Annotated in this window: 29 protein-coding genes; 9 read left to right on the plus strand and 20 right to left on the minus strand. The window is 41.7% G+C overall.

Annotated elements, in window-relative coordinates; all coding sequences use genetic code 11:
• Nucleotides 1-18 precede the first annotated feature (18 nt).
• The 10 genes from SWOO_RS24865 to SWOO_RS24910 all read right to left on the minus strand — a co-directional run bounded on the left by SWOO_RS24865 (nt 19) and on the right by SWOO_RS24910 (nt 9,611).
• Nucleotides 19-1,206, minus strand: a complete 1,188-nt coding sequence (locus SWOO_RS24865) for an alpha/beta hydrolase-fold protein (RefSeq protein ID WP_012327411.1) — start codon at nt 1,204-1,206, stop codon at nt 19-21.
• Nucleotides 1,207-1,243: 37 nt separating this feature from the next.
• Nucleotides 1,244-1,984 carry a LytR/AlgR family response regulator transcription factor gene (locus SWOO_RS24870; RefSeq protein ID WP_012327412.1) on the minus strand — a complete coding sequence of 247 codons (741 nt, stop codon included), beginning with the start codon at nt 1,982-1,984 and terminating at the stop codon, nt 1,244-1,246.
• Complete coding sequence (locus SWOO_RS24875; RefSeq protein ID WP_195742837.1) at nt 1,962-3,098, minus strand: sensor histidine kinase; 1,137 nt, start codon at nt 3,096-3,098, stop codon at nt 1,962-1,964. The genes SWOO_RS24870 and SWOO_RS24875 overlap by 23 nt, the downstream gene beginning before the upstream one ends.
• Nucleotides 3,091-4,293 carry an ABC transporter permease gene (locus SWOO_RS24880; protein WP_229377274.1) on the minus strand — a complete coding sequence of 401 codons (1,203 nt, stop codon included), beginning with the start codon at nt 4,291-4,293 and terminating at the stop codon, nt 3,091-3,093. The genes SWOO_RS24875 and SWOO_RS24880 overlap by 8 nt, the downstream gene beginning before the upstream one ends.
• A gap of 32 nt (nt 4,294-4,325) precedes the next feature.
• The gene (locus SWOO_RS24885) at nt 4,326-5,045 is read right to left on the minus strand and encodes an ABC transporter ATP-binding protein (protein WP_012327415.1); all 720 of its coding nucleotides are present in this window, start codon (nt 5,043-5,045) and stop codon (nt 4,326-4,328) included.
• The gene (locus SWOO_RS24890) at nt 5,032-6,189 is read right to left on the minus strand and encodes an efflux RND transporter periplasmic adaptor subunit (protein ID WP_012327416.1); all 1,158 of its coding nucleotides are present in this window, start codon (nt 6,187-6,189) and stop codon (nt 5,032-5,034) included. The genes SWOO_RS24885 and SWOO_RS24890 overlap by 14 nt, the downstream gene beginning before the upstream one ends.
• Before the next feature lie 30 nt (nt 6,190-6,219).
• Nucleotides 6,220-6,918, minus strand: a complete 699-nt coding sequence (locus SWOO_RS24895; protein WP_012327417.1) for a YIP1 family protein — start codon at nt 6,916-6,918, stop codon at nt 6,220-6,222.
• A gap of 255 nt (nt 6,919-7,173) precedes the next feature.
• Nucleotides 7,174-7,386 (minus strand): superinfection immunity protein, encoded by a 213-nt coding sequence (locus SWOO_RS24900; RefSeq protein WP_012327418.1) that lies wholly within the window; start codon nt 7,384-7,386, stop codon nt 7,174-7,176.
• Between the two features lie 23 nt (nt 7,387-7,409).
• Complete coding sequence (locus tag SWOO_RS25685) at nt 7,410-8,432, minus strand: transposase (protein ID WP_195742838.1); 1,023 nt, start codon at nt 8,430-8,432, stop codon at nt 7,410-7,412.
• Nucleotides 8,433-8,642: 210 nt separating this feature from the next.
• Nucleotides 8,643-9,611, minus strand: a complete 969-nt coding sequence (locus SWOO_RS24910; RefSeq protein ID WP_012327420.1) for a hypothetical protein — start codon at nt 9,609-9,611, stop codon at nt 8,643-8,645.
• Nucleotides 9,612-10,851: 1,240 nt separating this feature from the next.
• Between SWOO_RS24910 and mtnC the strand changes: the two genes are divergently transcribed.
• Nucleotides 10,852-11,529 (plus strand): acireductone synthase, encoded by a 678-nt coding sequence (gene mtnC, locus SWOO_RS24915; protein WP_012327421.1) that lies wholly within the window; start codon nt 10,852-10,854, stop codon nt 11,527-11,529.
• A gap of 63 nt (nt 11,530-11,592) precedes the next feature.
• On the opposite strand, the gene SWOO_RS24920 is transcribed toward mtnC, so the two are convergent.
• Nucleotides 11,593-12,357, minus strand: coding sequence for a DUF4344 domain-containing metallopeptidase (locus tag SWOO_RS24920; protein WP_012327422.1), 765 nt, complete (start codon nt 12,355-12,357; stop codon nt 11,593-11,595).
• 109 nt (nt 12,358-12,466) lie between these two features.
• Here SWOO_RS24920 and SWOO_RS24925 point away from each other — a divergent pair, with 109 nt between their 5' ends.
• On the plus strand, nt 12,467-12,898 hold the full coding sequence (locus SWOO_RS24925; RefSeq protein ID WP_012327423.1) for an acyl-CoA thioesterase: 432 nt from the start codon (nt 12,467-12,469) through the stop codon (nt 12,896-12,898).
• 34 nt (nt 12,899-12,932) lie between these two features.
• Complete coding sequence (locus SWOO_RS24930) at nt 12,933-13,178, plus strand: GNAT family N-acetyltransferase (protein WP_012327424.1); 246 nt, start codon at nt 12,933-12,935, stop codon at nt 13,176-13,178.
• Between the two features lie 12 nt (nt 13,179-13,190).
• Here SWOO_RS24930 and SWOO_RS24935 read toward each other — a convergent pair whose 3' ends face one another.
• The 5 genes from SWOO_RS24935 to SWOO_RS24955 form a co-directional block, all read right to left on the minus strand.
• Complete coding sequence (locus SWOO_RS24935; protein ID WP_012327425.1) at nt 13,191-13,595, minus strand: acyl-CoA thioesterase; 405 nt, start codon at nt 13,593-13,595, stop codon at nt 13,191-13,193.
• 164 nt (nt 13,596-13,759) lie between these two features.
• Entirely contained in the window at nt 13,760-15,556 is a 1,797-nt protein-coding gene (locus SWOO_RS24940; RefSeq protein WP_012327426.1) for an AMP-dependent synthetase/ligase, read from the minus strand.
• 127 nt (nt 15,557-15,683) lie between these two features.
• Nucleotides 15,684-16,970, minus strand: coding sequence for a hypothetical protein (locus SWOO_RS24945; RefSeq protein WP_012327427.1), 1,287 nt, complete (start codon nt 16,968-16,970; stop codon nt 15,684-15,686).
• A complete protein-coding gene (locus SWOO_RS24950; RefSeq protein ID WP_012327428.1) occupies nt 16,967-17,809 on the minus strand; it encodes an ABC transporter ATP-binding protein in 843 nt (280 codons plus the stop codon). The genes SWOO_RS24945 and SWOO_RS24950 overlap by 4 nt, the downstream gene beginning before the upstream one ends.
• A 26-nt stretch (nt 17,810-17,835) precedes the next feature.
• Complete coding sequence (locus tag SWOO_RS24955; protein ID WP_012327429.1) at nt 17,836-18,213, minus strand: GntR family transcriptional regulator; 378 nt, start codon at nt 18,211-18,213, stop codon at nt 17,836-17,838.
• An 89-nt stretch (nt 18,214-18,302) separates the two neighbouring features.
• Here SWOO_RS24955 and SWOO_RS24960 point away from each other — a divergent pair, with 89 nt between their 5' ends.
• From SWOO_RS24960 to SWOO_RS24980, 5 genes are all read left to right on the plus strand, one after another.
• Nucleotides 18,303-19,886, plus strand: coding sequence for an alpha/beta hydrolase (locus tag SWOO_RS24960; protein WP_012327430.1), 1,584 nt, complete (start codon nt 18,303-18,305; stop codon nt 19,884-19,886).
• A complete protein-coding gene (locus tag SWOO_RS24965; RefSeq protein ID WP_012327431.1) occupies nt 19,879-20,613 on the plus strand; it encodes an ABC transporter ATP-binding protein in 735 nt (244 codons plus the stop codon). The genes SWOO_RS24960 and SWOO_RS24965 overlap by 8 nt, the downstream gene beginning before the upstream one ends.
• On the plus strand, nt 20,613-21,773 hold the full coding sequence (locus SWOO_RS24970) for an ABC transporter permease (RefSeq protein WP_041418419.1): 1,161 nt from the start codon (nt 20,613-20,615) through the stop codon (nt 21,771-21,773). The genes SWOO_RS24965 and SWOO_RS24970 overlap by 1 nt, the downstream gene beginning before the upstream one ends.
• 78 nt (nt 21,774-21,851) lie before the next feature.
• A complete protein-coding gene (locus tag SWOO_RS24975; protein WP_012327433.1) occupies nt 21,852-22,103 on the plus strand; it encodes a superinfection immunity protein in 252 nt (83 codons plus the stop codon).
• Between the two features lie 10 nt (nt 22,104-22,113).
• Complete coding sequence (locus SWOO_RS24980; protein WP_229377275.1) at nt 22,114-22,353, plus strand: phage shock protein B; 240 nt, start codon at nt 22,114-22,116, stop codon at nt 22,351-22,353.
• 33 nt (nt 22,354-22,386) lie between these two features.
• On the opposite strand, the gene SWOO_RS24985 is transcribed toward SWOO_RS24980, so the two are convergent.
• Complete coding sequence (locus SWOO_RS24985) at nt 22,387-23,400, minus strand: GlxA family transcriptional regulator (RefSeq protein WP_012327435.1); 1,014 nt, start codon at nt 23,398-23,400, stop codon at nt 22,387-22,389.
• Nucleotides 23,401-23,546: 146 nt separating this feature from the next.
• On the opposite strand from SWOO_RS24985, the gene SWOO_RS24990 reads away from it, so the two are divergent.
• Nucleotides 23,547-23,732 (plus strand): hypothetical protein, encoded by a 186-nt coding sequence (locus SWOO_RS24990; protein WP_012327436.1) that lies wholly within the window; start codon nt 23,547-23,549, stop codon nt 23,730-23,732.
• 92 nt (nt 23,733-23,824) lie between these two features.
• Here SWOO_RS24990 and mog read toward each other — a convergent pair whose 3' ends face one another.
• The 3 genes from mog to SWOO_RS25005 form a co-directional block, all read right to left on the minus strand.
• Nucleotides 23,825-24,358, minus strand: a complete 534-nt coding sequence (gene mog, locus SWOO_RS24995) for a molybdopterin adenylyltransferase (protein ID WP_012327437.1) — start codon at nt 24,356-24,358, stop codon at nt 23,825-23,827.
• Between the two features lie 157 nt (nt 24,359-24,515).
• Nucleotides 24,516-25,067 carry an NlpC/P60 family protein gene (locus tag SWOO_RS25000; RefSeq protein ID WP_012327438.1) on the minus strand — a complete coding sequence of 184 codons (552 nt, stop codon included), beginning with the start codon at nt 25,065-25,067 and terminating at the stop codon, nt 24,516-24,518.
• Nucleotides 25,068-25,186: 119 nt separating this feature from the next.
• Nucleotides 25,187-26,371 carry a BaiN/RdsA family NAD(P)/FAD-dependent oxidoreductase gene (locus tag SWOO_RS25005; RefSeq protein ID WP_012327439.1) on the minus strand — a complete coding sequence of 395 codons (1,185 nt, stop codon included), beginning with the start codon at nt 26,369-26,371 and terminating at the stop codon, nt 25,187-25,189.
• Nucleotides 26,372-26,444 lie beyond the last annotated feature (73 nt).

Below are 26,444 nucleotides of genomic sequence, written 5' to 3' on the forward strand. Positions count from 1 at the left end.
CATTGAAACCAAATTTATTTACATCGCTTTTTTTCTTACTTCCAATTCGACTAACCTCTCGGTGTATTTATTCCTCCAAAAGGGGTGGTCTGTATTTTTCAAAGCTAGCTTTTCATGCGTAACAGCCCTTTCAAACTCTCCCACTTCAGCATAAGCTTGTGCAAGAGCATGGTGGGCAGTATGTGAGTGAGGATATGCATCCACGGCAACTTGATAGATGGCTATCGCTTTATTTTTTGCCGTTTTACCGCCTTTATCAGCTTCATACTTAGCAAGGGCAATGAGAGAGGCCGTTGCAGGCACTTCGAACCCATACTTTTCATCAGTAAGATATTGATAATGAGCAAGTATCGCTTGTGGGCCTTTACTTGATATCTCTGAATCAGGCTCAAGCATCTTATGGTAATCATTAAAGAGTAACTCAATACCATAGGCTGTCGCCAAAATAGGTTGAGTCATGTAATAGCTGCCATCAAAACGTTTAATATGGTATTCCAACGCTGGCGAAGCCGTGGCTTTTATTATGGTCTCCATCTCAGCAAAGCTAGCCAATTGCCTCTGCTCAAAGCCACTGTCACTAGTGCTCATAAACAGAAAACGTGGCTTCCCTTTCATTGCTGCCAGTTTTTTCGGTGCATCTTTAATAACAAAAGCAAAATCTTTGCTTAATACAGGGCTTGCGACAAAGTATGCATTAAACAGCTCTGGTCGGTTAAGCAAGGTATAGAGGCCAAGTCCAGCATTACCAGTAAAGCCATTCATGATCCGAAAGCCATTGGTTCTATACTGCTTATCGATAGTCGGTAATAGTGCCAACTCCATAAAGTCGAGCAGCTTAGTATCGCCTCTCTCCTCAATGGCTAACTCTTTTAATTCACCCAGAGTTTTATCGCCATCGGGCGCGGTGACGATAATCGTTTCCAACCATGGCCAATCACCATTGTGGCTCATCCAATCGTGCATACCATTAAGATATGCCTGACTACGGGGATGAAAGTCAAATAGCACAAGATAACGTTTATCTTTGTTATTAAAGTAACTCGGAGGTAAGGTCACATTAAAAGTGATAGGCTTATCAGAGTATGAAGTGGCGACATCAAGCGTAGTGATTAGCTCCTGTCCAGCACTGCTTTGAGCATTAACCGAAGCGATATTTAGCACAAGTACAAAAAGTAAGCTCAGGCTAAACATTAGCGTTTTTAGCATGTTGTTATCTTCCATGATTTAGGTGATTTTGAATCAATCAGAAACTATCGATACTAAATATCTTACGTAATAGCTGAACCTGTCTTCGACTAACATCGATCTCTTGCCCATTGTTCATATGCACCTGCAAGCTTCCAGATGCCATTCCCTCCTCAATTTTGTCAATTTGATCAACACGGACAATATCGCTACGACTGGCTTTAAAAAAAACTGCGGGATCAAGCTTCTTCTCTACTTTAGAGAGTGAGATATGGAGGTAAGATTTACCTGAATCAGAGTAAACAGCCACATGATTTCCCAAAGACTCAAAACGGCAAATTTCATTGATTCTGACAATCTTATAATCGGAACCAAACTTCAATAACAGGCCATGATTATCTGGTAAGCACTGAATATCATCCTGTTCAGTCTCATCATGGGTTTCCTGTATAAGACGGACTTTATTTAATACAGCCTCTAGCCGCTCAGGCATAATTGGTTTAACAATATAATCAAATGCATTCAGCTCAAACGCATCTACCGCATGCTCACTAAATGCGGTACAAAAAACTAACTGAAACTGCTGAGACTCAGCCTGCTTAGCAAACTCAAGGCCATCCATCTCCGGCATCTGTATATCAACAAAGGCTAAATCAACAGAGGTTTTTTTTAATAGTTCTAGTGCCTGATGTCCATCTTCCGCCTCGCCAACAATTTCAATATCGACATACTTACTTAATAGACGGGTTAGCTCTAAGCGAGCTAAATACTCATCGTCAACGATTAGTACTTTTAACATGGGGAAGCTCCATTGAAACGGTAAATTGCTCATTATCTAAAGCACTGGCAAACTTATATTGTCTGGCAAACATCAACTCTAATCGTTTTTTTACATTGTGTAGGCCAACTCGTGTACCAGGTTGATCTTTAGGGGAGTAAACACTATTTGTAACAGACAAGCGCCACATATTTGGCGTTATAGTCTGACTCTTAATATGGATAAAACCAGGCTTGCTACTAGTTGAGATACCATGTTTTATGGCATTCTCCGCTAATGTCAGTAAAGTTAGTGTCGGGATCTGCTCCAGCAGAGTACTCTCATCAAGATCCACGGTTAACTCTAATCGCTTATCAAAACGTACTTTCTCAATAGCTAAATATTTAGAGGTGAGTAACCAGTCTTGCTCTAAAGTTGACTGAATTTGAATTTGTGACTGCATCTGATTTCGTAGAAGATCAGAAAGAAGAGTAATAACTTCAGCTGCTTTTTCTTGATCAGCAAAAATTAACGCTCTAATGCTATTTAAGGTATTAAACAGAAAGTGCGGGCTTAATTGATTAGTTAGCTGCTGAATTTGACTTTCATTAACTTGAACCTGCAACTCCTTCTTATTCTTATGAAACTGCCATACAAGGTAAGCAACACTCCATAAAAATAGGGTCGCGAAAGACTCTAAAGTACCGATAATAGCGATGGCTAATAGGGTTACTTCTCCACCCAACTCTCCTTTTTGAGTAATCACTTGGATTTGACTAATATCTGTTCCTTTTAAAAAGCTCATCTGTCCCATACTGTAGGAAGACAAAAAATAGATAAAGGAGATTAAAGCGACATATAGGAGTCCTTTAAGTGAACCTTTAATATCCACACTTGAACCGATTAAATTCATTCTGAGATAGGGTCTAATCAAGCAATGGCATACAGCGACAAGTAATGAAGCTTCTAGAAAAGAGCGGAGGATAATGTCGTTATAGTGGCGATCTGGAACCTCGATGAGCGAAAGCATCACAGACCAAGTCAAAATAAAATGCAGCCAAAACATAATAAGCATGGCTGCACGGTAACTCTTACTTGTATTACGGCTATTTCGGTAATAGTTTACAAACCAATTAGGTTCAACAGTGCTACTCATAGCGTAAGGCATCTATCGGATCCAGTTTTGAAGCTTTAATTGCAGGAGCAATACCAAATACAACACCAATTGTTCCACTAAAACCAAGTGCAAGCCAAATAGCCCATGTAGGTACTGACAAAGAACCAATGACAGGCATGAACATAAATACAACACCAGCAAGCAGGTAACCTAATAAGATACCGACAATCCCTCCAAAAAGAGCTAATACACTGGCCTCAACTAAAAATTGAGTCAAAATAATTCTGGAGGTAGCACCAAGCGCTTTTGCTATCCCAATCTCTTTGGTTCTCTCTGTAACAGATACAAGCATGATGTTCATAATCCCTATGCCACCAACAATTAGACTAATACCAACAACTCCGGCAGCAACGTAGGTAATAGAATCTGTAATATCACTAAATTGTTTACGTGTTCTCTCAGCGGTTTCAAATTCAAAAAAATCTTGGTCTTGCTCGGTTAATCGATATTTGCTTCTTAATAAATTACGAACTCTTTCATTTAGCAAAGTTAAATCAACCCCCGCTTCAGGGCGAAAAACAATATCAATATTATTGGTGCGATCCGATCCATTTAATGAACGTATAGTGCTGAAAGGTGCGATAATATAGTTATCTTGATCGAAGCCAAATAAGCTTCCTCTAGTTTCTGCAACACCAATAACTTTGAACCATTCACCTCCCAACAATATAAATTCACCAACAGGATGTTGCGGAAGATTTAACTTTTTTAACACGGAACTACCAACAAATACAACTCGTCTACGTTTTATGTCATCAGTATTCGAAAGAAAACGCCCCTCGAGTGGAAAAATATTCACTACATTTTGATAATCACTTTCTGTACCAATAACTTGTGTATGAGTACTGTATTGACCAAACCTCGCCTCTGAACCAAAACTAAATGCTCGCATTTTAGCTGCAATCTCTTTAATACCAGGCACCTTACTCTTAATTAACAGGTAATCGTCATAGGTTAACTGATTCGTTACCCCAAGCATCTCTAGTTCTGTATTGGTGTGGGCTTTTATGGTCACCATATCACTGCCTAAATCCTTAAGTTGGTTGCCAACACCTTGGCTCAACCCCTCCATAATAGAAACAACAGTAATTACAGCAGCAACACCAATGATAATACCTAGTGTGGTCAGTGCACTTCTAAAACTATGGGCAAAAATAGACTCAATCGCAGCCACAGTGCCCTCATATGCGCTATGAAATACTCTATTTAGCATGCTAACCCCCACTCCACTTTACTCTTTGATACATCCGATGCTAATAGCCCATCGACCAATCGAATCTCTCGCTGACAATGCTCTGCAATATCTTGCTCATGGGTCACCAATACAATTGTTTGACCTTGAGCGTGTAGCTGATCAAATAACGCCATAATCTCCTGGGTTGTCTTACTATCCAGGTTTCCTGTTGGTTCATCACCTAACAATATTTCAGGCTCCGTCACTAAAGCTCTCGCTATGGCAACTCTTTGTCTCTGTCCTCCAGACAACTGACTCGGAAGTGACTTAACTTTATCTCCAAGTCCAACCTTCTCTAAAGCATTCAAAGCTCGGCTTTTACGTTCTTTCGATGACATAGCACGGTACTTAAGAGGATGTATCACGTTTTGTAATATGCTCTGTCTAGGTAACAAGTTGAAACTTTGGAAAATAAACCCGATAGAATAGTTTCTAACGTGAGCTAATTTATCCTCATCATAATTAGCCACATCTTGACTATTAAGTTGATAAGCACCAGTTGTTGGCGTCGACAGGCACCCAAGAATATTCATCAAGGTAGACTTTCCTGACCCCGAAGGACCAGTAATAGCAACAAACTCATTAGTATGAATAGAGAGGTCGACACCTTTCAACGCGGTGTAACCTTCATCACCAATTTGATAAGTTTTAGTCACACCTTTTAATTGGATAACAGGTTTAGAGTGATGCATGGTAACTCTCCTTATGCTGTACCTCTGCGCCCTCTTTTAACGCTTTGACTTGGCGACTAGGCCCAACAATGACAACTTCTTTATTGCTCAGCCCTGATAGCACTATCTGCTCAGTGTCAGTAGACAAACCAAGCTGAATATTTCGTCTTACAGCTTTATTCTCCTCAACCACCCAAACATAACTTTTACCATCAAACTGTTTTACCGCAGCGATAGGTATAATTAATTCAACATCTGAACGGGCTAAAACAATCTCGGCACGACAGCTCATACCTGGGTATGCGAACTGCTCTTTTTGAAGCATCACCTCTACCTTGTAGTAAAGGCCCTTATTCACACCATCTTTTCTGGCAGATGTACTAATTGAGGATATCCGTCCCAAGGAAGCCATTTGTGGGGTTGCAGCAGCAAATACCTCGACCTCCTGACCAAGTTCAATGTTAGCAACATCAGCTTCATCCACTCTGATCTGAGCGACATAAGAGTCAACATCAGCCAAAGTCATTAGCGGGCTACCTATAATATTGGTTGTCCCAGCAATAACCGTTTCTCCCTCTTTAATATCAACAGTAGAGATCAAACCATCAATTGCGGCATGGAAACGAGACTTATCAAGGCGGCTCTGACTTTGAGCTAAGATAGCTTTATATTGCTCCAATCCCTGTTTTGCCGCTCTCACATTAATCTTGGCAACTTTCAACTGGCTCTGTAATTGTGCCGCAGTATCTTGATCCGTTAACCCTTTACCCAATAACTCTCGATACTGCCCAGCACGTCGAGCGGCCTCATTGGCTAGCTCCTCTAATCGTTGGATCTCAATGAGCTGAATCTCAACAGAAGCACGAGCTTTTCGAACCTCAGCAATAAAGATTTCTGGATCTAACTCCATAAGAAGGTCACCTTTTTCTACAAGTTGCCCCTCCTTAACGTAAACTTGATCAACAATGCCAGTAACCTCTGAACGGATCTGAATTTCACTGGCAAACCTTAAGTTGCCAGATGCCAAAATGGTGTCATTAATTTTATCTTCTGAAACAACATGAGTATCAACAACAAGACCGTCAGATAGAGATTTCTCTTTACTTACCAAGATCAAAAGAGAGACGCTAAGTAAAATAAATGCAAACGATAATATTTTTTTCATCTTAAACTCCAAGCTCTCATTAAGAGCAAGTTAAATAAACAGAAACCAGATCCCAAAGAATGCAAAATATGGGAAAGCAGAGATAAATATCGCCATCATTGGCTTCATGTTAAAACACTTCCTCAAACCTAAAACTGAGATAGTTATCGACCAAACTAAAAACAGGTTCAATGTGGTATACAACCCATATGCAGAGTCGTTAGCACTCAGGTTGAGAAATAGCTGCTCCAAAGATGCATAGTGCATTAACGATAAAGGCAGATCTGATGCTGAAGAGCTTAAGAAAAGAAATGAAAACCCAATATAGTTAACGATCCAGGGTAGCTGACACCAAGAGATAAAGTAGAACCAATCTCTAAAAGTAAACTTGCCGATACCTATGCTCGGCACCTTTGCTATAAGAGTGAAAAAAGCACTCAAGCCTAGGACAGTGAAAAGATGGCCGACAATAGTCATTCCACCAACAAAGGCCCAGGTATATGGTAAAGTTTTCGTCATCATCTCCTGTGCAATCTCTCGCTCCTGAATGCTCAAATCACCAACTTGCCCCAATTGTTGAGCGAGTAACCACTCATCTGTCATCCCTGCAAAAAACAGGTAATAACTAGCTAGGATCAGCCCAAACAGAATCACTAAAACAATACTGCTTTGCCGCTGGTTATACTCAAACCTTTCAAATAGAGCACTAGGTGCAACGAATGCATCCAATACTGTGTTTACTGTTGTCATAAGATTTTTCTCTCAACTAAAAGTACATAAAGGAAAAATAGCAAAAACAACTCAATACAATGTCTGAAAAGTGATAAACGGTCACATAAGATGATTTTCGGTAAAACGGTAAGAGTGAAATATTAGCTGAAGAAAAGATGTGGAGGGATTATCGACTAAATATGGAACAGAGAAGTAAGAAGAAAGCCGGTTACAACAAAAATAAATAAGCGCTTAAACTTCACATTCAAGTTTAAACGCTTACTAGAATTATCTTCAAAACTTTACCTTTTCTCTACCTGAAATAGCCCATGCTAAAATCCCAAACCATACTATCCAAGATATCCCTGCAGGAATGTTTGCAGCCATAATTTTTCCTTTATGCTCGCGGTTAAGCAATACCGCAATAATTGATGGTAAAAAATAGATAGCAAACAATAGCGGTAAAAGTAAAACCATTTTTCCAGAACCAAAATTCGATATAAACATAGTATTATCCTCAATAAAATATATTAAACTAAACCTAAAACAGATTGGTGTTGACGGCTAAGCTCAGCAACAAGCTTAGACTTTGACTTAATACCTAAAGACTCCAGCAACTCAGATTTTTTATCTGCATCACTCTCTACTGAAACTAATGCCTTAACGGCTCTAAACCTATCCTCCTCAACACAAGTGGTTACGGCATAACGCTCCATAAACTCACGACTTTTATCGTCTCGCATCTCTGCAATAAGATGTAAAATAGGCTCAACAGAAGAGTTAGAGGTCACTGTACTATTAGCAATTTTTGAACAGGTCTCGTCAAACACATATTGAGGCCTTAAATGAGCAAACATAGTTGATGGCATTATATTTAGAGAAACAGATAACTCGTCAGCAGGCAGTTGATTATGAACATCCTTATATGCTCGATATAACATCACTTCACCTTCTGTTAAATTCTTTCTCTCTATAAAACGAAGATCAACAGGCTCGCCTGGGTACCCAACAACATCATAGTAATCATACTCATAGTAATCACTAGCATAGCCAGGCCCTGTATAACCTGAAGTTAGAAAGCTGAAGTTATGATCATGTGGTACATGATAGAAGAAAGACTTTTCACCAGATGTAGTCAGTAATGGATCATTCTTTGCTAGCCAAATATTAGCCCTCATAAAAAAGTTGATACCTTTTGAGGCTGGTTTAAGCATAATAACTTGAGGGGTATATTTGTTAGTTTGCTTTTGCACATCACAGTGCTTCTCAAGCTCTGCCATTAATATCTCAGGTAAAAATGTTTTATTGTTATTTAACTTCTTTAAAATTGGAGCTACTGTTTGAAAACTTTCATCATCTGATGAGTCGAATTTGCTCTCAACTAGCTGTTCATAGCAGTCATCTAACTCTATTGACTCTGTGATTTCATTTAAATCAAATTTCAACGGCATAATAATATTCCCTACTTTTATTTGGCTAATTACAGAAAATAGTTTCAATAAAAAAGTAACAATTAATCTGTGTATTTGGATTAATATAAGACTATCAATCATTTCTGATACGTATTGTTGAAAAGTGAAAATCGGTCTATTTAAATGATTTTCGGTAAAGAAAGATTTAACCTAAGATGTTGTACATAGAGACCGTGATGATGTAACCCTTTATAAAAAGTTAATAAAATTAGATACTAAATAATACAAACAAAGGCGCGGCCATCAAGATAGCCGCATTTATAAACTAAGACTTTTCTTAGCATAAGCCTATTATGATGCCTTTTTTAGTAACTGTTCCTGAACTAAATTCCAAGTCTGTGTGGCTGCAAATCGCACCTCTTCATGCACATCAGATTTAGCCATAAGCTCTAACTCTTCAAGAACTAAAAGGGCATCTAACCCAAGCAGTTGCTGCATCGCATACCAACGTATGTAATGTTGTGGATGAGATAAAAACTTCTTAATTGTCGGTACAGCTTCAATACAGTTCATGGCTTTCAATAGTGAAATGTGCAGCTGTACTCTAGAATCAACCTCATCCGATGGGTTTTGAAATTTCAATTGATAATCATAGGCAGAGAACATTAAGCTTAATGGGGATTTATTTCTCTTTAACTCCAATGAGATAGCAATAGCATTATCAGTTGATGACTCAAACATATATGTTTCATTTGCCTTTTTATAAACAACATCGCCATCATTAACTTTTCTATCACCATCTGACTGACAACTAGCATCTTTTAAATCTTTAGTTGGAGTATCATGTGACCAGTTAGAGATATTCATACCGCCAGACTTTATAAAGTAAGTAAGAGTCTCCCTTCCATAAAATGAAATCCCTCTCTCTTTAAGGTTCATCTTACTCTGTGCTTTGTATTTATTTAACAAACCACTATCTATAATATCAATACTTAAATCAAAGTGATCATTACTATCCAAAATGATCCTTTGAGCAAAAAATGTGGTGTGCCCAGCAATAGGATAAACATAAAAATCATCGACTCCCATATTATTGAGCCCCTCTGAAATTATGCTATCAATAACGGCACCATAACTTTCCTTGATGGCATTTGAAACTTTATCTATATCCATCTCCTTCTCTTCAACAATAATCTCTTTTAATTTATGTACAAGTTCGAAATCAAGGTTAGTTTTACGACTCTCCTCCATGCGATGAACAGTACCTTCCCAGCTAGACGGATTGTCCATAAAGCTTTCTAATTTATTATTAAACTTCACTTTATCTCTCCTTATAATAAATATGAGGGGGGAGCTAACTTGCAAACATAATGTAAACGCAAGTCAGCGACCCATTTATTGTTTATGCTTGAATCAGTACAACCATGACACCGATACAGATTGGGCCACCAACCACTTGCAGTTGAGAGGTTCCCGCCACACCAAATTGCGACTTAAGTTCTACTGTATTTTCAATTTTCATTTTATGGTCCTTAGTTAAATTATTAGTGTGCTATTAGCACTACCATTATACCGATACAGATTGGGCCACCAACTACTTGCAGTTGAGAAGTTCCCGCCACACCAAATTGCGATTTAAGTTCTACTGTATTTTCAATTTTCATTTTATGGTCCTTAGTTAAATTATTAGTGTGCAATTAGCACTACCATGATACCGATACAGATTGGGCCACCAACTACTTGCAGTTGAGAAGTTCCAGCCACACCAAATTGTGATTTAAGTTCTGTTGTATTTTCAATTTTCATTTTATTCTCCTTAATTAACTTATTAATGTGCAATTAAAACAACCATCACACCGATACAGATTGGGCCACCAACTACTTGCAGTTGAGAAGTACCCGCAACACCAAATTGTGATTTAAGCTCTGTTGTATTTTCAATTTTCATTTTATTCTCCTTAATTAACTTATTAATGTGCAATTAAAACAACCATTACACCGATACAAATTGGACCACCAACTACTTGCAGTTGAGAAGTTCCCGCCACACCAAATTGTGATTTAAGCTCTGTTGTATTTTCAATTTTCATTTTATTCTCCTTAGTTAAATTATTAATGTGCAATTAAAACAACCATCACACCGATACAGATTGGGCCACCAACTACTTGTAGTTGAGAAGTTCCAGCGACACCAAGTTGTGACTTAAGCTCTACAGTATTTTCAATTTTCATTTTTATATCCTTAAAGTAATAGTTATTTGACTTTCATTTAAACTAAGCTTTCGCTTGAGTTAGATAATATTAATTAACTAAACTTATTTTCTTAAAACATGACAAACGGTAAATAAAAGTGATAAGCGGTAAAATACCTTTTAATGGACCTTATTAACTGCAATAGCAGTAGAGGCTACATAAAATTGAATAAAAGCAGTCTCAAAAGCTTAAATACATACTAGCCAGAAGACATAATTCACTAGCAATAGTCGTCGTTTCGGCTTAGGATCTGAGCAGTGCCAATATGAGCACTTAACAGAATCAGATTGTGGAGTAAGCAGACATCATGGGTATCAGAGCCATAGTTGTAGATACAGCAGGTACGACAACCGATCTTAACTTTATTAAAGACACGCTTTTTACGTATTCAGCTAAAGCCTTACCCGACTTTCTAAAAGAAAATGAAACCAATGTCTTAGTCGATAACTGCATCTGTGATGTTAGAGATATTGCCCTTGAGCCAGATGCTTCACTTGAACGTGTGGTTGAGATCCTACAACAATGGGTTGAAGAGGATCGTAAGGCAACTCCTTTGAAAACACTTCAAGGTCTGATCTGGAAACAAGGTTATGCCCGAGGCGAGTTTACTGGCCATATCTTCCCTGACTTTATCGATACGATTGAGTCCATAAAGCAGCAAAACATCCGAATCTACAGTTTCTCTTCTGGTTCAGCAGAAGCTCAAAAGTTACTCTTTAGCCACAGCGATGGCGGTGATTTAACGCCACACTTTGATGGCCACTTTGACACCCGCACTGGTAATAAACTGTTTAAGCAAGCTTACTGCAATATAATTAATACCATCAGCTTAGCCCCTAAGCAGGTACTCTTTATCTCAGATGTGATTGAAGAGCTAAAAGCGGCAGAAGAAGCTGGAATGCGCACTCTGCAGATGGTTCGCTCAGCAGATCAACGCACCGGCAACTTTAAGCAGATCGCAAGCTTTAAAGAGCTTACATTTTAAGAGTGGAATGAATAAAGATTGAATTTATATAAGGCACTCAACATTGAGTGCCTTTTTTTATGGTTAATTTTTAGGGGAAGAAACACGATAGCGACTTTTTAGCCTTTCCCAATTTTCAGCCTGACGAAAATACTCCTCTTCACAATAGCTATCTCTTTGAATATAAATCTGATCTCTAGGGATAAGATCAACGTAGCGTTCAGGATCACTACCATATATTAGGCATAGAGTACTAAAATAGCGCTGGGCATCTAAGCTATGCTCCCCCCAGAAATGGTCATCTACAAACTCCTGAACCTCCTCATCTTCCAGCGAAAACAGATCCGCTGCGCTTAGCGCTATGTCTGTGCCATTTTCAAAAGTATGGAGTAGCAACAGGGTCGCCAATGTATCAACAGCATCCTCTTCACGGCCCAAAACGATGACTTGATTAGCGAAAATAAAAGCATGGCCATATTCATGCCCTAAAGTGTGCAGTAGTGCATCTTGTGTTGCCTCATAGGGCATGACACCTGTTTCTTGGTAATTGTCTTTCTCAAAGCGCTTCAATACTTCTGTCACAAACTCATAGGGGATCTCTATTCTCATCGACTCAGGATCAAACAATGGCCCATCCTTAGCGCCATAACGGATCTCAAGATTTGAATTAATAGGGAGCTCACCGACTAACTGTAGTATCTGAGCTTCAACCGATTTAATCACCTCTCGTGCTTGCTTATCAGCACTATTTTTAACGGGTAAATAGATTTGTGTTGTCTTAGCTGAAGCCTGAGAGGAAAGCGAGATAACCACACAAAGCACTGATATAATTATAAAAATATTTTTCATTTTTCCAGCCTAAGTAACTAACTTGTTGACACTATGCCATGCTGTTATGCTAAGCCTCAAGTCAAACGCATGTTTGAATACCTATCGAGAACAGTGACGAGGCAAGAAGATGGATGACTTTATCAAGCAATACCCAATCTATACTGAGATACCCGTAGCTTGGGGAGAGATGGACGCCCTTCAACACGTCAATAATGTTGTCTATTTCAGATATTTTGAATCAGCCCGTATCGATTTTTTCAATCAGATAAATCTCTTCAGTGAACTGCAAACCGCCAATATAGGCCCAGTATTAGCCGATAACCATGCACGCTATAAGCGCCCAGTAACCTATCCAGACACTCTACTTGTTGGGGTAACGATAAGCGACGTACAGTCAGATCGTTTTATGATGCACTACACAGCATTTAGTCAGGCTCAGCAAGCAGTAACAACCTTAGGCAGCTCTCTAGTCGTCATGTTTGACTTCAAAACAGGCAAAAAATCTAAGCTAACGGGTAAACTACTAGACTCACTAAAAAGCCATGAAAAACAGGTTTAGTGCCAATCAATACAAGCATTAGTGGAGAGTTATAATGACCGACATAAAGGTATTACATCAGCAAGATAAAGAGCAATTTGTTATTAATATCAATGAGCAACAGGCGCTATTAACATATAACCTTTATGATGACCGAGTCGTTTTTACCCACACATTTGTGCCCGATAGCTTACGTGGTCAAGGCTTGGCAGAGAAGTTAGTAAGAAGTGGTCTATCTTGGGCTAATTCAGCTAACCTCAACATTGAAGCCAGCTGCTGGTATGTACAGAAGTTTCTATGATTCTATTTACAGTTAAACCCCAGTCAGTTGAGAGAGCTGGGATTTAACGTCGGCAAAGATAGGCTGACTCTTATCGATGGCGTAATCGTAGTGTACCAGTGTGGTTTTAGCTTCAGCCGTCATCTTTCCCTCTTGCCAGCTTTGCTGCGTCACCTCAAAACTTGAGTTCCCCACACGACTGATCCAGGTCTTAACCGATACCAACTTACCGTAATTAGTAGGAGAGGTATAAGCGATGGTAAAACCTGCAACGATCAAGTTCCATTTAGTCAGATCTAAACTGGGATTAAAGATCTCAAATACTGGTTCACGCGCCGCCTCAAACCATACCGGGATAACAGTATTATTGATATGACCTAAGCCATCGGTTTCATTAAATCTGGGCTGAATATCTAAGCTGAAGAAGGTCTCTGACACGGTAATAACCATCCTATTTTATTGAGTATTATTTTTATCCCAAAGACGTTAACTGAGTTTTTAAACAGAAGCAATAATAGGACAAAAACCTAGTCGCAAAATACCATCCACTAGAATCAAAAAAGGATGCCTAAGCATCCTTTCTGTTGTTTTATATGGGAGACTTATCTCGCATACATCTTATCGATCTCGCACGCGTACTTATTATAGATGACCTTACGGCGTAGCTTCATCGTGGGTGTGATAAGTCCCGCTTCCATCGAAAAAGCCTCAGGTAAGAGTGTAAACTTTTTAATCTTCTCAAAACCAGCTAACTCACTCTGTAGTGTCTTTAAACGCTGCTCAAAGTGCTCAATCACACGATTGTTACGTAGCAGCTCTATCGGGGACTCATAATGAATCCCCTTCTCTTTAGCCCACACTTCCAAAGTTTCAAATGCAGGAACAATCAAAGCTGAAACATAATTCTTCGCATCGGCGACAATGGCAACCTGCTCGATGAAGGGGCAACAACCAACCTTCCCTTCGACACGTTGAGGCGCAATATACTTACCATTGGAGGTCTTCATCAGCTCCTTAATACGGTCGGTGATAAACAGATTTCCCTGTTCATCGATACGACCCGCATCACCAGTTTTCAACCAGCCATTCTCGAAGGTCTCTGCGGTCTCTTGCGGACGGTTATAGTAACCGCGCATCACAGTATCACCACGGACTAATATCTCGTTATCTTTGCCTAGTTTTATCTCAACCTCAGGGATCACCTTACCGTTAGAGCCAGGTACACGATTACTTAAGGTATTACAGGTTGCCGTCGCTGTGGTCTCCGTCATTCCATAACCACAAAGCACCGGAACATCAATACTCTGGAAAAATGCACTCACATTAGGATCTAGTGCAGCACCACCAACAGGCATGAATTTAAGTCGACCACCTAATACTTGCTTTAACTTACTGAAAACCAGTTTGTTCGCCAATCTCCACTGTAAGCTTAAGCCTAAAGATGCTTTATGCCGCCCTTGACCTACTTCTGACTGCTTATGGCCAACAGACATAGCCCAAGTAAACATCTTCTGTCTAAGCTCAGGGGCTTTAATCACTTTATCCTGAACTGCGCTATATACCTTCTCAAGGAACCTAGGCACAACACATAAGGTGTGAGGACGTACTTGCACAATGGCCTCTTTTACTGCCATAGGATCTTTAAGATAAACATTATGCCCTCCACGACAGAGCACGTAGAAGCTCCAGCCACGCTCAAATACATGACTCAATGGCAAAAATGCCAGTGAAACATCACCCGGAGTAAAAGGTAAAAAGTTATCATGCTGACGCACCATAGAAGCAATGTTACGGTAATCCAACATCACGCCTTTAGGGTCACCCGTAGTGCCAGAGGTATAGATTAAGGTCAGCAGATCATCAAGATTGGCATCTTCTAAGCGTTGATTCAGTTCAACTAACACATCTGAAGAGTATGCATTTTCAATAAGATCATCAAAATAGTAATGACCTGGCTTATCTTGAAGTGAAATATTTTTATCAAGTACAATGATATGAACTAGGCTGTCACACTGCTCAGCAAGCTCACAAGCCATCTGATAGTGAGCTTCATCACCAGCAAAAATTAACTTAGCTTTTGCATCATCAACAATATATTTAGCTTGTTCAAAGGTGCTCGTCGGGTAGATAGGTACCACGATCACCCTTGCCTTAAGAGTGGCCACATCCGCACAGGTCCACTGGGGACAGTTTTGTGACAGGATAACAGCTCGGTCTTGTACTTCTAGGCCTAGATTGATCATCGCCTGAGCAATTTGAGAGCTGATGCTATCAAAATCATGCCAGCTAACCTGATGCCATGGGGCCGCCATTTCGAATCCTTCGAGCGCGATAGCATCACCCATTTCATGGCTTTGCTGTTTAATTAAACGTGTTACGTGGTATTGCTCGAGAGACATATTTTGGGACCTTTTAAGCGTACAGGTGTACCTCTTTTTTCGCTATTTTACTTGAGTGTGCAGGAAAAAATAAGAGTATTTGCTCAAATAGTGTTAAACCGATCACAGATACTCTCAATTCAGCCTGTTAGAAAAAGTCACCATCCCAAAGCTTTTTACTTCCCCACCATAGAGTTACAAAAGAAAAAACCATAAGAATGATATCAATACTTAACCAAAGCCAAATTTCACCACCATCGCTAATTTGACCTAAAGAGGTCGATATCCACACAGATTGGCAGATAATAATCAACATCAATAACGAAAGCTGCAACGCATTTTTACACCCGCTACCAACACCTAAAATAAGGCCGCAGCCAAAAAGTGTACTTAATACGAGGTGAAACCAAACACCTATAGTAATCAATGGCTCAAATAGGCTTATCACAGCTGCCACTAACCCCATCATAGAGACCAATAAAATTAGCAGCTTAACCTGGCCAAGATTAAAGGCATCTCTCATCCCCTGTTTACCGTCAAATCCCGGCAACATGTAAAGCGACTCCACTGCACGCCAGCGATGAATGCGACTCCAATGCACCATACTACAGGCTACACAAGCAAACTGGGTATAGAGAAACAGAGCGGGAATATCTCCTCCAATCGCGCTAGATAAGCCCGCAACGACCAAAGTCACAACAGGCATAGCGAGCAGCAATATAGTCAATAAAGGCCCCATAAAGAAGTTGACTGGATGTAACCAAAGCTCAAACTTAACTAATTGGGGATTTGATTTAAGCCCTGGCAGCCAAACTCCTCCCATCTCTTGTGCATTGAGATAGACAGATCTGGCATCTGGGTGCCAAGGGTTTCCATTCGCTTTTTGCCATAACAACCAAGCCAGTACGCCATTAGCCACAAATAGGGGAATATTGATCTCAGTAGGTATTTGGCTGGCTAAAGATGAGAGTGACATCAGAAAAAGATAGAGCAGAACAGACCAATAGTAGGTTTGCACTTTAATCAAACAAAGGTAGATAAAAATTAACCCTGCTGCGGTAGCCAACTGAAGTTGCGTAAAACTACCATCAGCTCCTGAAACCAGCGATATCAGAGCGCAGATAAGAAAAGAGACAAGAAGAAGAGTGGCTGCCTGAAACAGAAGGTTACCTCGGTACCGAGGAATAAGTATCGACCACTCTGTCGCGGCTAATCTGTTTAACTGCCAAGCGACTGAAATAGAGACAGAAACTTGAAACATACTGAGCATTAACGGGATGACATCAAACTTTTCAAACCAAAAGATAGGCAATAGCAGGAGCAACCCGAGCAGCGCTACCCCAAAAAAACTGGCACAGACTACATCAAACAGCCAGAGCCTCACCGCTCCATCGAAGCGATTAATCGTCAACTTTATCACCGAAGACCTGCTCATTGGTGAAGCGCCATAAAGAGTTGCTCAAGATTCATCGACTCTGACTTAATATCTGGATACTGAGCAGCGCAAAAATTGTCCACCAGCACTTTATTACCCAGTCTATTCAGAACCCGTATATCTGCTTCTAATACCTCACCATCAGCTAAAGTAAGTAACTTCACCTCCTCTCTTACGCTATCCATCTCCTTAAAGAGAACCAACTCCCCCTCTCGCATTAACGCTAAGTGGCTGGCAACACGTTCGAGATCTGAGGTGATATGGGATGAAAACAGCACTGCTGAACCTGATTCTATCGCTAACTCAAACAGATCAGACATAAATGCTCGACGTGCAATGGGATCTAAACTCGCCACTGGCTCATCTAGAATAAGTAACTTGGGGCGATATGCCATCGCCATGATCAGCGCTAAAGATTGACGTTGTCCCACAGAGAGTCGCTGAACTTGCTGCTTAGTATCTAAGTCAAAACGCTGCAACCACTCCCGCTCTAACTCTTTATCCCACTCAGGGTAAAAACTTCTATGCAGTTCTAATGCTCTGGAAATGGAGAAGCCTTCATAACCGAAGGGCTGCTGTGGCACATAGCCAATTTGAGTCTTTGCCTCTGAGCTCAGTTGTTGAACAGGCTCACCTAAAGTGGTTATTTTGCCGCTGCTCGGCTCAATAATCCCCAAAGCACAGCGCATTAATGTCGATTTACCTGCACCATTTTGACCAAGTAGCCCTACGACCATACCTGGGTACAACTGGATACTCAGCTTACTAATCGCTGTTTTATCGACAAATTGTTTAGTTACATCACAAAGTTCGAGGAGCGGTTCTAGCTTGATATCCATCAATTTAATCCTTTTTCTTTTCTGCTTTAACGACTTTTCCAGCAGCTCTCTATCAAGCTAGTTAACTCATCAGGCGTAATGCCTAACTGCTTAGCCTGAGACACTAAAGCGGTAACCTGAGGCTTTACTAACTCAAGACTAGAACTGTTCTCGTCAACTTCTCGAGTGGCAACTCGAGTCGCCTGTCCCCGTCTTCGCTCTAACCATCCCTGCTCAACCAGTTGCTGTATCGCTCTGGACACAGTCATAGGGTTAACAGAAAGATGCTCAGCCATCTGCCTTACCGAAGGCAACACTTGCTCAGCTTGCAGTTGGCCACCCACAATCAAACGCACAATCTGCTCGCTCAATTGTCGATATATGGGTTCACCACTACTGGGGTTGACATTTATTTGTTCTAACATTAGCCTTTAGATACTGTATTAATACATTGATACACCGATACAGTATTAATTTAGCATACATTGAATAAATTTCAACTAAGGATATCGGCATGACATATCACGGACAGCGAACGAGAGAACACTCTCTCCTCTCCCGTTTTGGCCATCAAGGGAGAGCGCTCCCCACACTGTTAAGTGCACTCGTGATCACAGGGCTCATCTCAAGCCTGCCTGCTCTTGCCAGTAGTTCAGCTCAGAGTGATAACAAGCTTAACGAGCAGAGCAGCTGTTACCTTGAGGGGTTGTCTGAGCAGCTCACTTGCGGCTTTGTCACAGTGCCTGAAAATGCCGATAAACCTGAAGGCAAGCAAATCCAGATCCATTACGCTGTACTTCCCGCCATTAAAAACAGCGATCACAGTGAAGCTTTTCTTGCCATCGCTGGCGGACCGGGGCAATCGGCCATGGATAATGCCGCTTTTTTCGATCGCACCTTTAGCAAAGTCAGACAGCAAAAAGATATCTTACTTATCGACCAGCGCGGCACTGGACGCTCTAACATTCTCAACTGTGAGAGTGAGGGCTACCAAGGTTCACTAGCAGCCAATGAAGCTGACTTCGATACCACTAAAGAGACTCAAGCCTGCTTAGATAACTTAGCCAGTAGCGATGTGACTCAATACGGCAGCCTAAATGCACTAAAAGATTTTGAGGCAGTAAGGGAGCACCTAAATTACCAGAAATTACATGTTTACGGGATCTCCTACGGCACACGCATGGCACAACTCTATATGCGCCACTATCCACAGGTCCTCTCTACTGTCACCATCGACGGTGTTGTGCCTATGCAGCAAAACGTACTTGCAATAGGGCAGGCTATCAGTCGCTCCTTTGACCTCCTCCTTCAAGGCTGTAGTGATAACACCCTGTGTAATAAACAGTTTCCTCAACTTAGAGCGGAGTTGGAAGCCGTCGATGCTAAGTTAGCCATCGCACCAGTTATCACTCAAGTTCGGGATCCTCTCACAGGTGAAAGCACGCAACTCACCATGACACGAGGTAAGTTTATGGGTGCCATTCGCATGGCACTTTATGCGCCCAATATACGCGCACTTATTCCCCATGCCATACATCAAGCCGCCAATAATAATTTTCAACCAATTATGGGGTTATACGCACTTAACCTCGACAGCACAGGTATCGCCATGGGGATGCATGCTTCAGTTGTCTGCGGTGAAGACTGGCAAAGACTAACAGCCGATGAGCGAGAAGAGGTGGCAAGTACCTATTTCGGTCAGGAGATGATCACCACATTCGAGCAATCATGTGACATTTGGCAGATGCCTGCAGTTGATAAAAGCTTCTCAGATGCGATCAGCAGTGATATTCCCACTCTTGTTTTATCCGGGCAGATAGATCCAGCGACACCACCAAGTTGGGGTGAGCTTGCCATGGAGAAACTCACCAATGCAAAACACTTTATCGCCCCCTACGCCAGTCACGGTGTGGCAGGCCAGTCATGTGGTAATGAGCTTATTGCTCAACTTGTCGATAGCGGCAGTGTTTCCGAGCTCGACAGTGAGTGTTTAAACAATGATGTCAGTCGTAACTTCTACCTCAACGCCAGCACGGTTGAGGCCATCCCTCTTGATGAATCAAAACACGCTATTGAGCAAGGAGATAGCCATGATTAAGGTCTGTAATCTGTCGAAGAAGATCGGCGATGTTCAAGCGCTCAATAACTTAAGTTTCGAAGCTAATGATGGCCAGATAACCGGGTTACTCGGACCTAATGGCGCAGGTAAAACCACATGCTTGCGTACCGTTTTCGGCCTATTACAAGCTGACGAAGGTCATGCCGAGATAGATGGTATCGATGTGGCTAAATCTCCTATTCAAGCGAAGCAACAACTTGGTCTGTTTCCCGATCCCTTTGGGCTCTATGAGCGACTCACCCCAAGGGAATATATCAGCTACTTCGCCGAGCTAAATGGTTTATCACGAACTCAAGCTAAAGACGCCACGCAAAAAGTGCTAACCGAGCTGCATATGGATGATATCGCCGATCGCCGCTGCAAAGGCTTCTCTCAAGGTCAACGCATGAAAACAGCACTGGCTCAAGCTATCGTCCACCAGCCGACCAATATCATTCTCGATGAACCCACTCGCGGATTGGATGTAATGAGTACCCGTGTACTTAGAGACTTACTGAAAGCACTAAAAGAGCAAGGCCACTGCGTGCTTTTCTCCAGCCATGTGATGCAGGAGGTCGCTGCGCTATGCGATCAAGTGATCGTAATGGCAGAGGGAAAAGTTGTCGCCGTTGGCAGCCCAGATGAGCTTTGTCAGCAAACAGGAAAGGATTCATTAGAGGACGCCTTTATACAATTAATAGGCACGGATGAAGGGATAGCAGCATGATAAGCAATATAATCACTATGGTTAGAAAAGAGCTGATCGATGCAGCAAGAGACAAACGCTCCGTCATGGCTGGCCTCTACTACGCTATCGGTACACCTTTATTGATGTGCGGCATGTTTATGTTGCTGATTGGGCAGATGACCAGCCCAGAAGATCTAAATATCAAAATAGAGAATGGCAACAATGCACCAGATCTGGTTAAGTACCTTTCTAGCCAAGGGATCACCCATGGCGACAGCCTAAGCATCAATGAAAATGGTGACAAGTTGGATGTTAAGGATATCCGCTTAGTGATCAGCGATGATTACGCCGCACAGATGGCTAAAGGCTTAAGTGCAGAGATCACCCTTATTGCAGATAACTCCAATGAAAAACTGCAAAACTCTATTCGTCGCCTCGAGCGAAACTTGCAGGCCTACAGCAGTGAGATGGGTAGTTTACGCTTAATTGCCCGAGGGATTGACCCAAGGGTTGTGCAGCCGATTAAGGTCAATGTAGAAGATGAGGCGACACCTGACTCTAAAGGCGGCGTCATATTAGGTGTGGCGACCATGACCATGATCTACGCGGTATTTATCTCAGGGATGAACTTAGCCATCGACACCAGTGCAGGAGAGCGAGAGCGTAACTCATTGGCGCTACTTCTCAGCCATCCAGTTTCAACTCGTAATATCGTACTGGCCAAAGTTATCGCCGTGACTGTTTTCGCCATGGTTGGTCTACTACTCACCCTGATAATCTCCAAGATATCCTATGCCTTTGTGCCATGGCAGGAGCTTGGCTTTACTGTGTCAATCAGCACAGAGTTTATCTTACTTATGCTACTGACTGGACTGCCTATCGCCTTGATGGCCGCTAGCCTACAGCTATTTGTTTCTTTTATGGCGAAAACCTTTAAGGAGGCTCAGTCATACCTAACCTTAGTGCTTATTGTTCCTATGATGCTGTCGATGGCAGCCAGCTACAACATAGCGCCAGATACTCTGCAGTGGTTACCAGTATCTGGTCAACAACAAGCATTAATCGCCTTTATCAAGGGACGTGAAATCCCAATGCTACAACTTTTACTCTCCTCATTGACCACGTTTATTATCGCTATCGGATTAGCTTTCGGCATGGAGAGATCACTCAAAAGCGAGAAAATTGTATTTGGTTTATAGCCAGCTTACACCCCAGAGGGCTGGTCACTCTGGGGATATATAGCAAGTCGTTTAGATATAGTAAAAAGGAGAGAGAAGATGGAATTTATAGATAAGATTTTAGCCCAAGAGAATTATGCCTTTATGGCGCTGCTAGCCGTTGGAGTGCTCATTATCTGGTTTCTACCTGCCATGCTCGCACTGATATTTAACCGCAAGCATTTTAAGCTGATTTTACTGGCCTGTATTCCGGCAGGGCTATCATTTATAGCTTGGGGCGGTGTCTTGATATGGGCGACAACAGGCAAGGTTGTCGATAAATACGCAAACAAAACTAAAACAGAAAGTTAATAAGGAGTTTATGATGGATAAAGAGATTATTATTATGGTTATTATGCTGGCACTTATCATCAGCACAGCAATTAGCGAAGGCCTTAAACACTACTTCAGAATGAAGAAGATCACCAAGGCGGATATCAAACTCGATGAGCTTGAGCTGCTTCGCAAGCAAAACCGCCATCTAGAAGACAGAGTACAGACACTAGAGAAGATAGTGACAGATAGCAGTTACGATCTAAAACAGCAGATTAATGCCCTTTAGCTCTAAAAGGGCTATTAATGTAATTGGTATAAATCAACAGCAAGCATGAGTGTTGAACTTCTGTCGATATGCGCGGGGAGAAAGGCTGGTCAGTTGGATAAACAACTTTCGAAATGAGCTAACATCCTCATAGCCTACCCGCTCAACTATCTGCTCCAGAGCTAACTCTGTCGTTTCAAGCAGGCGTTTAGCCTCATCAACACGCAAACGCTGCATATAGCTGGCAGGTGTTTCATTTAGCGCCTTCTTAAAGCGCCTAATTAAGGTACGTTTTCCCACAGCAAACTTATCGGCAACCTCATCAAGCAGAAAGCTTTGCTGAATATGCTGCTGCATCCAGTTTTGAATCTTAGTGACCAATTCATCTTTATGATTATGGCCATCCACAGCCAACGCCATATTCATAAAGGGCTGTTGTGAGCTCCTATTCGGTGAGATCAACAGTATCTTAGCCATCTGGTTGGCAACTTGCTCTCCCGCCAATAAACCTATGATGTGCAATGCCAAACTCAAATTGGAGGTGGTTGCCCCCGCGGTATGCAGATGACCATCGGAAACAACCAAGTGTTCAAGGCAGAGGCTCACCTTTGGAAAGTTACGCTCAAACATCTCACTCAACCACCAAACAGTAGTCGCCCTCCTACCATTGAGTAAACCTGATGCGGCTAACATCATGGTTCCAGAGCAGTATGCAGCAAGGGGCTTTTCAGAAGCAGCAAAGAGAGTTAAGGGTTTAAAAAGAGGTGTAAAATCTTCAAGATAATGCTGAAACTCCTCGCGGTTAGTCACAAAGGCTGAAGCTAAAATAACCGCATCCGCATTTAAGATATCTTCCGGCTCCTCCAATCCAATTGCTGGAACCTGTATCCCTTGATTGGTATTAACAGGCTTGCCGTCAGGCGAAATCACATGGCAGTGAAACAGATCTTCACTAATGCCAGGGTTCATACGCCGCCAATAGGTATTACAGAAGCTGAACACATCCAAGAAACTGATAATACCACCAGCAACGACATTACCAGCCGCCAATATATAGATAGTCTTCACTTAAGCTCCTCACTATTGCCCAACAAGCAAATGTCACTAATCACCCTTATTTTGTCAATAATGACACTTCTGCTTTTTTTGTCCAGTTTTTATACTTATTACCAATCAAAACGGAAAAGTTAAGCAATGTGATCGTCGGAGGATGTATGAGAAAACCACAAAGTTATCTATTGAGCCTGAGTTATTTAATCCTAAGTTGGACGCTGCTTCTCTGGTTACACTTCAGTACTGAGCCCAATGGCTTTGCACATTTAGTCGCGATCCCCAGCTTACTGCTGTTTACTGGCTTTAGCGCTTATCATCTCGCAAGTAAGAAAAGCTCATGCTGTTAAAGCGAAGAGATATTGAAGCAGATATTGGAACAGATAGATTTATTGAAAGTGATAGAGCGCGCATCTAAACGCGCTCTTGAGCAGACTACTAACTACTTAGCTTTCGGGCGAAATGGCTTAATCACTGACTCATCACACTCTAAGAATGGGCCATCCATCAGATCGATACAGTAAGGGATAGCTGGGAACACAGCATCTAGACACTCACGAATCGATTTTGGCTTGCCAGGCAGGTTTACAATCAATGAATCACCACGCAGACCTGCAGTCTGGCGAGATAAAATAGCAGTAGGCACAAACTTTAAAGACTCTGCGCGCATCAACTCACCAAAGCCAGGCATCATGCGATCACACACAGCTTCGGTTGCTTCAGGGGTAACATCGCGCTTAGCAGGACCAGTACCACCAGTGGTGACAATTAAGCTACAGTTCTGCTCATCGGCCATCTTCATGAGTGTCGCTTCAATCACATCCTGCTCATCTGGGATCACCTCATAAACAGGCTCCCACTCAGAAGTAAGGTACTCGTTTAATACATCGATAATCGCCTTACCGGAAAGATCCTCATAAACACCAGCACTGGCTCTATCACTCACAGTCACGATACCGATCTTAGCTTTAGTCATCTTCAATCCTACTCAAGTGTGGTTTGTTAGCCCTTAAAAAGGCTCAATTAGTTACATCTAAACTAGCATAATTGGTCGTTATTATATCTGGCTTATCATCAAAAATGAGAGCTGTTTCGCCCTTTATTATCATTGAAAAGTTAATGGAATCGTAAATCTAGGTAGGAAATGACAAACGTCTGGATTGCCAATACTTCTGCTTCCAGTAACTATTATCTAAACGTGAGATCATCACACCTTGGCTGGTTGAAGCATGTAAAAAACGATTATCACTCAAATAGATCCCCACATGTCTTGTAGACCATCCGGTCTTAAAAAACACTAAGTCACCGGTTTTTAATTGAGATTTACTAACCTTACGACCGAGCTCCACTTGATCTGCAGTGGTCCTAGGAAATGCGCTGATGACCTGTTTAGTCAATAGTTGCTGATATGCCAGATAAACAAAACCTGAGCAATCCACTCCTCGCTTACTCATACCACCCAAACGATAGGGAACACCCTTCCATCCCTTGTAAAAAGTCAGTAATTGCTTCTCTAACGCACTTTGGCTAATTTGCGCATTCGTTTTAGCTCCCCCAGAGCCTGTTGATGGGCTAGGTGGAGCGCTTGAGCAAGCTGTGATGAGCAATATAAACAACAAGCTTAAGAGCGGCTTCAACAAAAAATTTATCCAAATAGTAAAGGGAAAGTTTAATGATACTACCATTACATAAAGACTAGCCGCAGTAATTTAAACCGACTTTACCAACCACTATTCTAGATATTTTTTCAGAAGAAATACTAAACAATAACCTATATTTATTGGAGTTTGGTTAGTATAAACAATTAAACAGCCTGTCCTGCTGCCACACCAGATGACCAAGCCCACTGGAAGTTGAAACCTCCCAGCCAACCGCTGACATCCATCACTTCACCGATAAAAAATAGGCCAGAGACAGTTTTAGCCTCCATGGTTTTCGATGACAACTCATCGGTATCGACGCCACCTAAGGTGACCTCCGCAGTGCGGTAACCTTCAGTGCCATTCATCAAGATCTCCCAAGACTCGAGAGAGACGGCAACTTGCTCCAACTCACTATGAATCAGTTGATTCATCGACTTGTTAAGCAAAGTTTCTTCAAACAGAGCCTCAACTAAACGCTTTGGAAGCCAGTGGCTTAGGCTATTTCTCAGATTCTGCTTAGGATGGTTAGCTAGTATTAGCCCGATAGCAGCGCGGACATCGATGCCGGGCAGCAAATTGATGCTAATGGTTTCACCAGGCTTCCAGAAGTTTGAGATCTGCAATATGGCAGGGCCAGATAAACCTCTATGAGTAAAAAGCAAAGCTTCGCTAAATTGAGTGCCATCTTTAGCAGTGATCGTGCTTGGCACAGCTATTCCTGAAAGAGGTTCGAACTTTATCTTTTGATCGCTATGCCAAGTAAAAGGAACTAGGCCTGCATGAGTCGGTAACACTTTAAGGCCAAACTGCTCTGCTAGATGATAACCAAACGGACTGGCACCAAGCTTAGGCATAGAGAGGCCGCCAGTAGCGATAACTAAAGAGTCACAGACGAATTCACCTTTATCTGTCATCAGCTGAAACTGACCAGACTCTAACTTTACGATGGCGTTAATCTCTGTTCTTAGCTTAACTTTAGCCCCAGCCCACTCGCACTCGGTCATCAGCATGGTGACGATCTCTTTAGCTGAGTCATTACAGAATAGTTGGCCGTGATCTCGCTCGTGATACTCAATGCCATGGCGTTCGACCAACTCAATAAAGTCGCTCGAGCGGTAACGAGCTAAAGCGGATTTTACAAAGTGATTATTACTGCAGATAAAGTTATTAGGCTCAACTTTTTGATTGGTGAAGTTACAACGCCCACCACCACTGATCAGTATTTTGCGACCCGCTTGCTTAGCATTATCGAGAACAAGTACATCACGGCCTCGGTAACCTGCGGTAGCTGCACACATAAGACCCGCAGCACCTGCACCGATAATGATTACGTCATGATGTTTCACTTGCTTTACCTCAACAACTCACGCAATTAGCGTTCGTTTACTTAAATAGCACCAAAAAATAAGGGCGCTATTT

Source organism: Shewanella woodyi ATCC 51908, assembly GCF_000019525.1.
Classification (GTDB): domain Bacteria; phylum Pseudomonadota; class Gammaproteobacteria; order Enterobacterales; family Shewanellaceae; genus Shewanella; species Shewanella woodyi.

Excerpts from the sequence above, each read along its gene's own strand:
- SWOO_RS24890 (WP_012327416.1), bottom strand. The coding sequence starts at position 6,189 with ATGAAAAAAATATTATCGTTTGCATTTATTTTACTTAGCGTCTCTCTT.
- SWOO_RS25685 (WP_195742838.1), bottom strand. The coding sequence starts at position 8,432 with ATGATTGATAGTCTTATATTAATCCAAATACACAGATTAATTGTTACT.
- SWOO_RS25000 (WP_012327438.1), bottom strand. The coding sequence starts at position 25,067 with ATGGTAGTATCATTAAACTTTCCCTTTACTATTTGGATAAATTTTTTG.
- SWOO_RS24925 (WP_012327423.1), top strand. The coding sequence starts at position 12,467 with ATGGATGACTTTATCAAGCAATACCCAATCTATACTGAGATACCCGTA.
- SWOO_RS24865 (WP_012327411.1), bottom strand. The coding sequence starts at position 1,206 with ATGCTAAAAACGCTAATGTTTAGCCTGAGCTTACTTTTTGTACTTGTG.
- SWOO_RS24885 (WP_012327415.1), bottom strand. The coding sequence starts at position 5,045 with ATGCATCACTCTAAACCTGTTATCCAATTAAAAGGTGTGACTAAAACT.
- SWOO_RS24955 (WP_012327429.1), bottom strand. The coding sequence starts at position 18,213 with ATGTTAGAACAAATAAATGTCAACCCCAGTAGTGGTGAACCCATATAT.
- SWOO_RS24960 (WP_012327430.1), top strand. The coding sequence starts at position 18,303 with ATGACATATCACGGACAGCGAACGAGAGAACACTCTCTCCTCTCCCGT.
- SWOO_RS24965 (WP_012327431.1), top strand. The coding sequence starts at position 19,879 with ATGATTAAGGTCTGTAATCTGTCGAAGAAGATCGGCGATGTTCAAGCG.
- SWOO_RS24945 (WP_012327427.1), bottom strand. The coding sequence starts at position 16,970 with ATGAGCAGGTCTTCGGTGATAAAGTTGACGATTAATCGCTTCGATGGA.
- SWOO_RS24975 (WP_012327433.1), top strand. The coding sequence starts at position 21,852 with ATGGAATTTATAGATAAGATTTTAGCCCAAGAGAATTATGCCTTTATG.
- SWOO_RS24950 (WP_012327428.1), bottom strand. The coding sequence starts at position 17,809 with ATGGATATCAAGCTAGAACCGCTCCTCGAACTTTGTGATGTAACTAAA.
- SWOO_RS24990 (WP_012327436.1), top strand. The coding sequence starts at position 23,547 with ATGAGAAAACCACAAAGTTATCTATTGAGCCTGAGTTATTTAATCCTA.
- SWOO_RS24895 (WP_012327417.1), bottom strand. The coding sequence starts at position 6,918 with ATGACAACAGTAAACACAGTATTGGATGCATTCGTTGCACCTAGTGCT.
- mtnC (WP_012327421.1), top strand. The coding sequence starts at position 10,852 with ATGGGTATCAGAGCCATAGTTGTAGATACAGCAGGTACGACAACCGAT.
- SWOO_RS24875 (WP_195742837.1), bottom strand. The coding sequence starts at position 3,098 with ATGAGTAGCACTGTTGAACCTAATTGGTTTGTAAACTATTACCGAAAT.
- mog (WP_012327437.1), bottom strand. The coding sequence starts at position 24,358 with ATGACTAAAGCTAAGATCGGTATCGTGACTGTGAGTGATAGAGCCAGT.
- SWOO_RS24920 (WP_012327422.1), bottom strand. The coding sequence starts at position 12,357 with ATGAAAAATATTTTTATAATTATATCAGTGCTTTGTGTGGTTATCTCG.
- SWOO_RS24900 (WP_012327418.1), bottom strand. The coding sequence starts at position 7,386 with ATGTTTATATCGAATTTTGGTTCTGGAAAAATGGTTTTACTTTTACCG.
- SWOO_RS24930 (WP_012327424.1), top strand. The coding sequence starts at position 12,933 with ATGACCGACATAAAGGTATTACATCAGCAAGATAAAGAGCAATTTGTT.
- SWOO_RS24870 (WP_012327412.1), bottom strand. The coding sequence starts at position 1,984 with ATGTTAAAAGTACTAATCGTTGACGATGAGTATTTAGCTCGCTTAGAG.
- SWOO_RS24980 (WP_229377275.1), top strand. The coding sequence starts at position 22,114 with ATGATGGATAAAGAGATTATTATTATGGTTATTATGCTGGCACTTATC.
- SWOO_RS24940 (WP_012327426.1), bottom strand. The coding sequence starts at position 15,556 with ATGTCTCTCGAGCAATACCACGTAACACGTTTAATTAAACAGCAAAGC.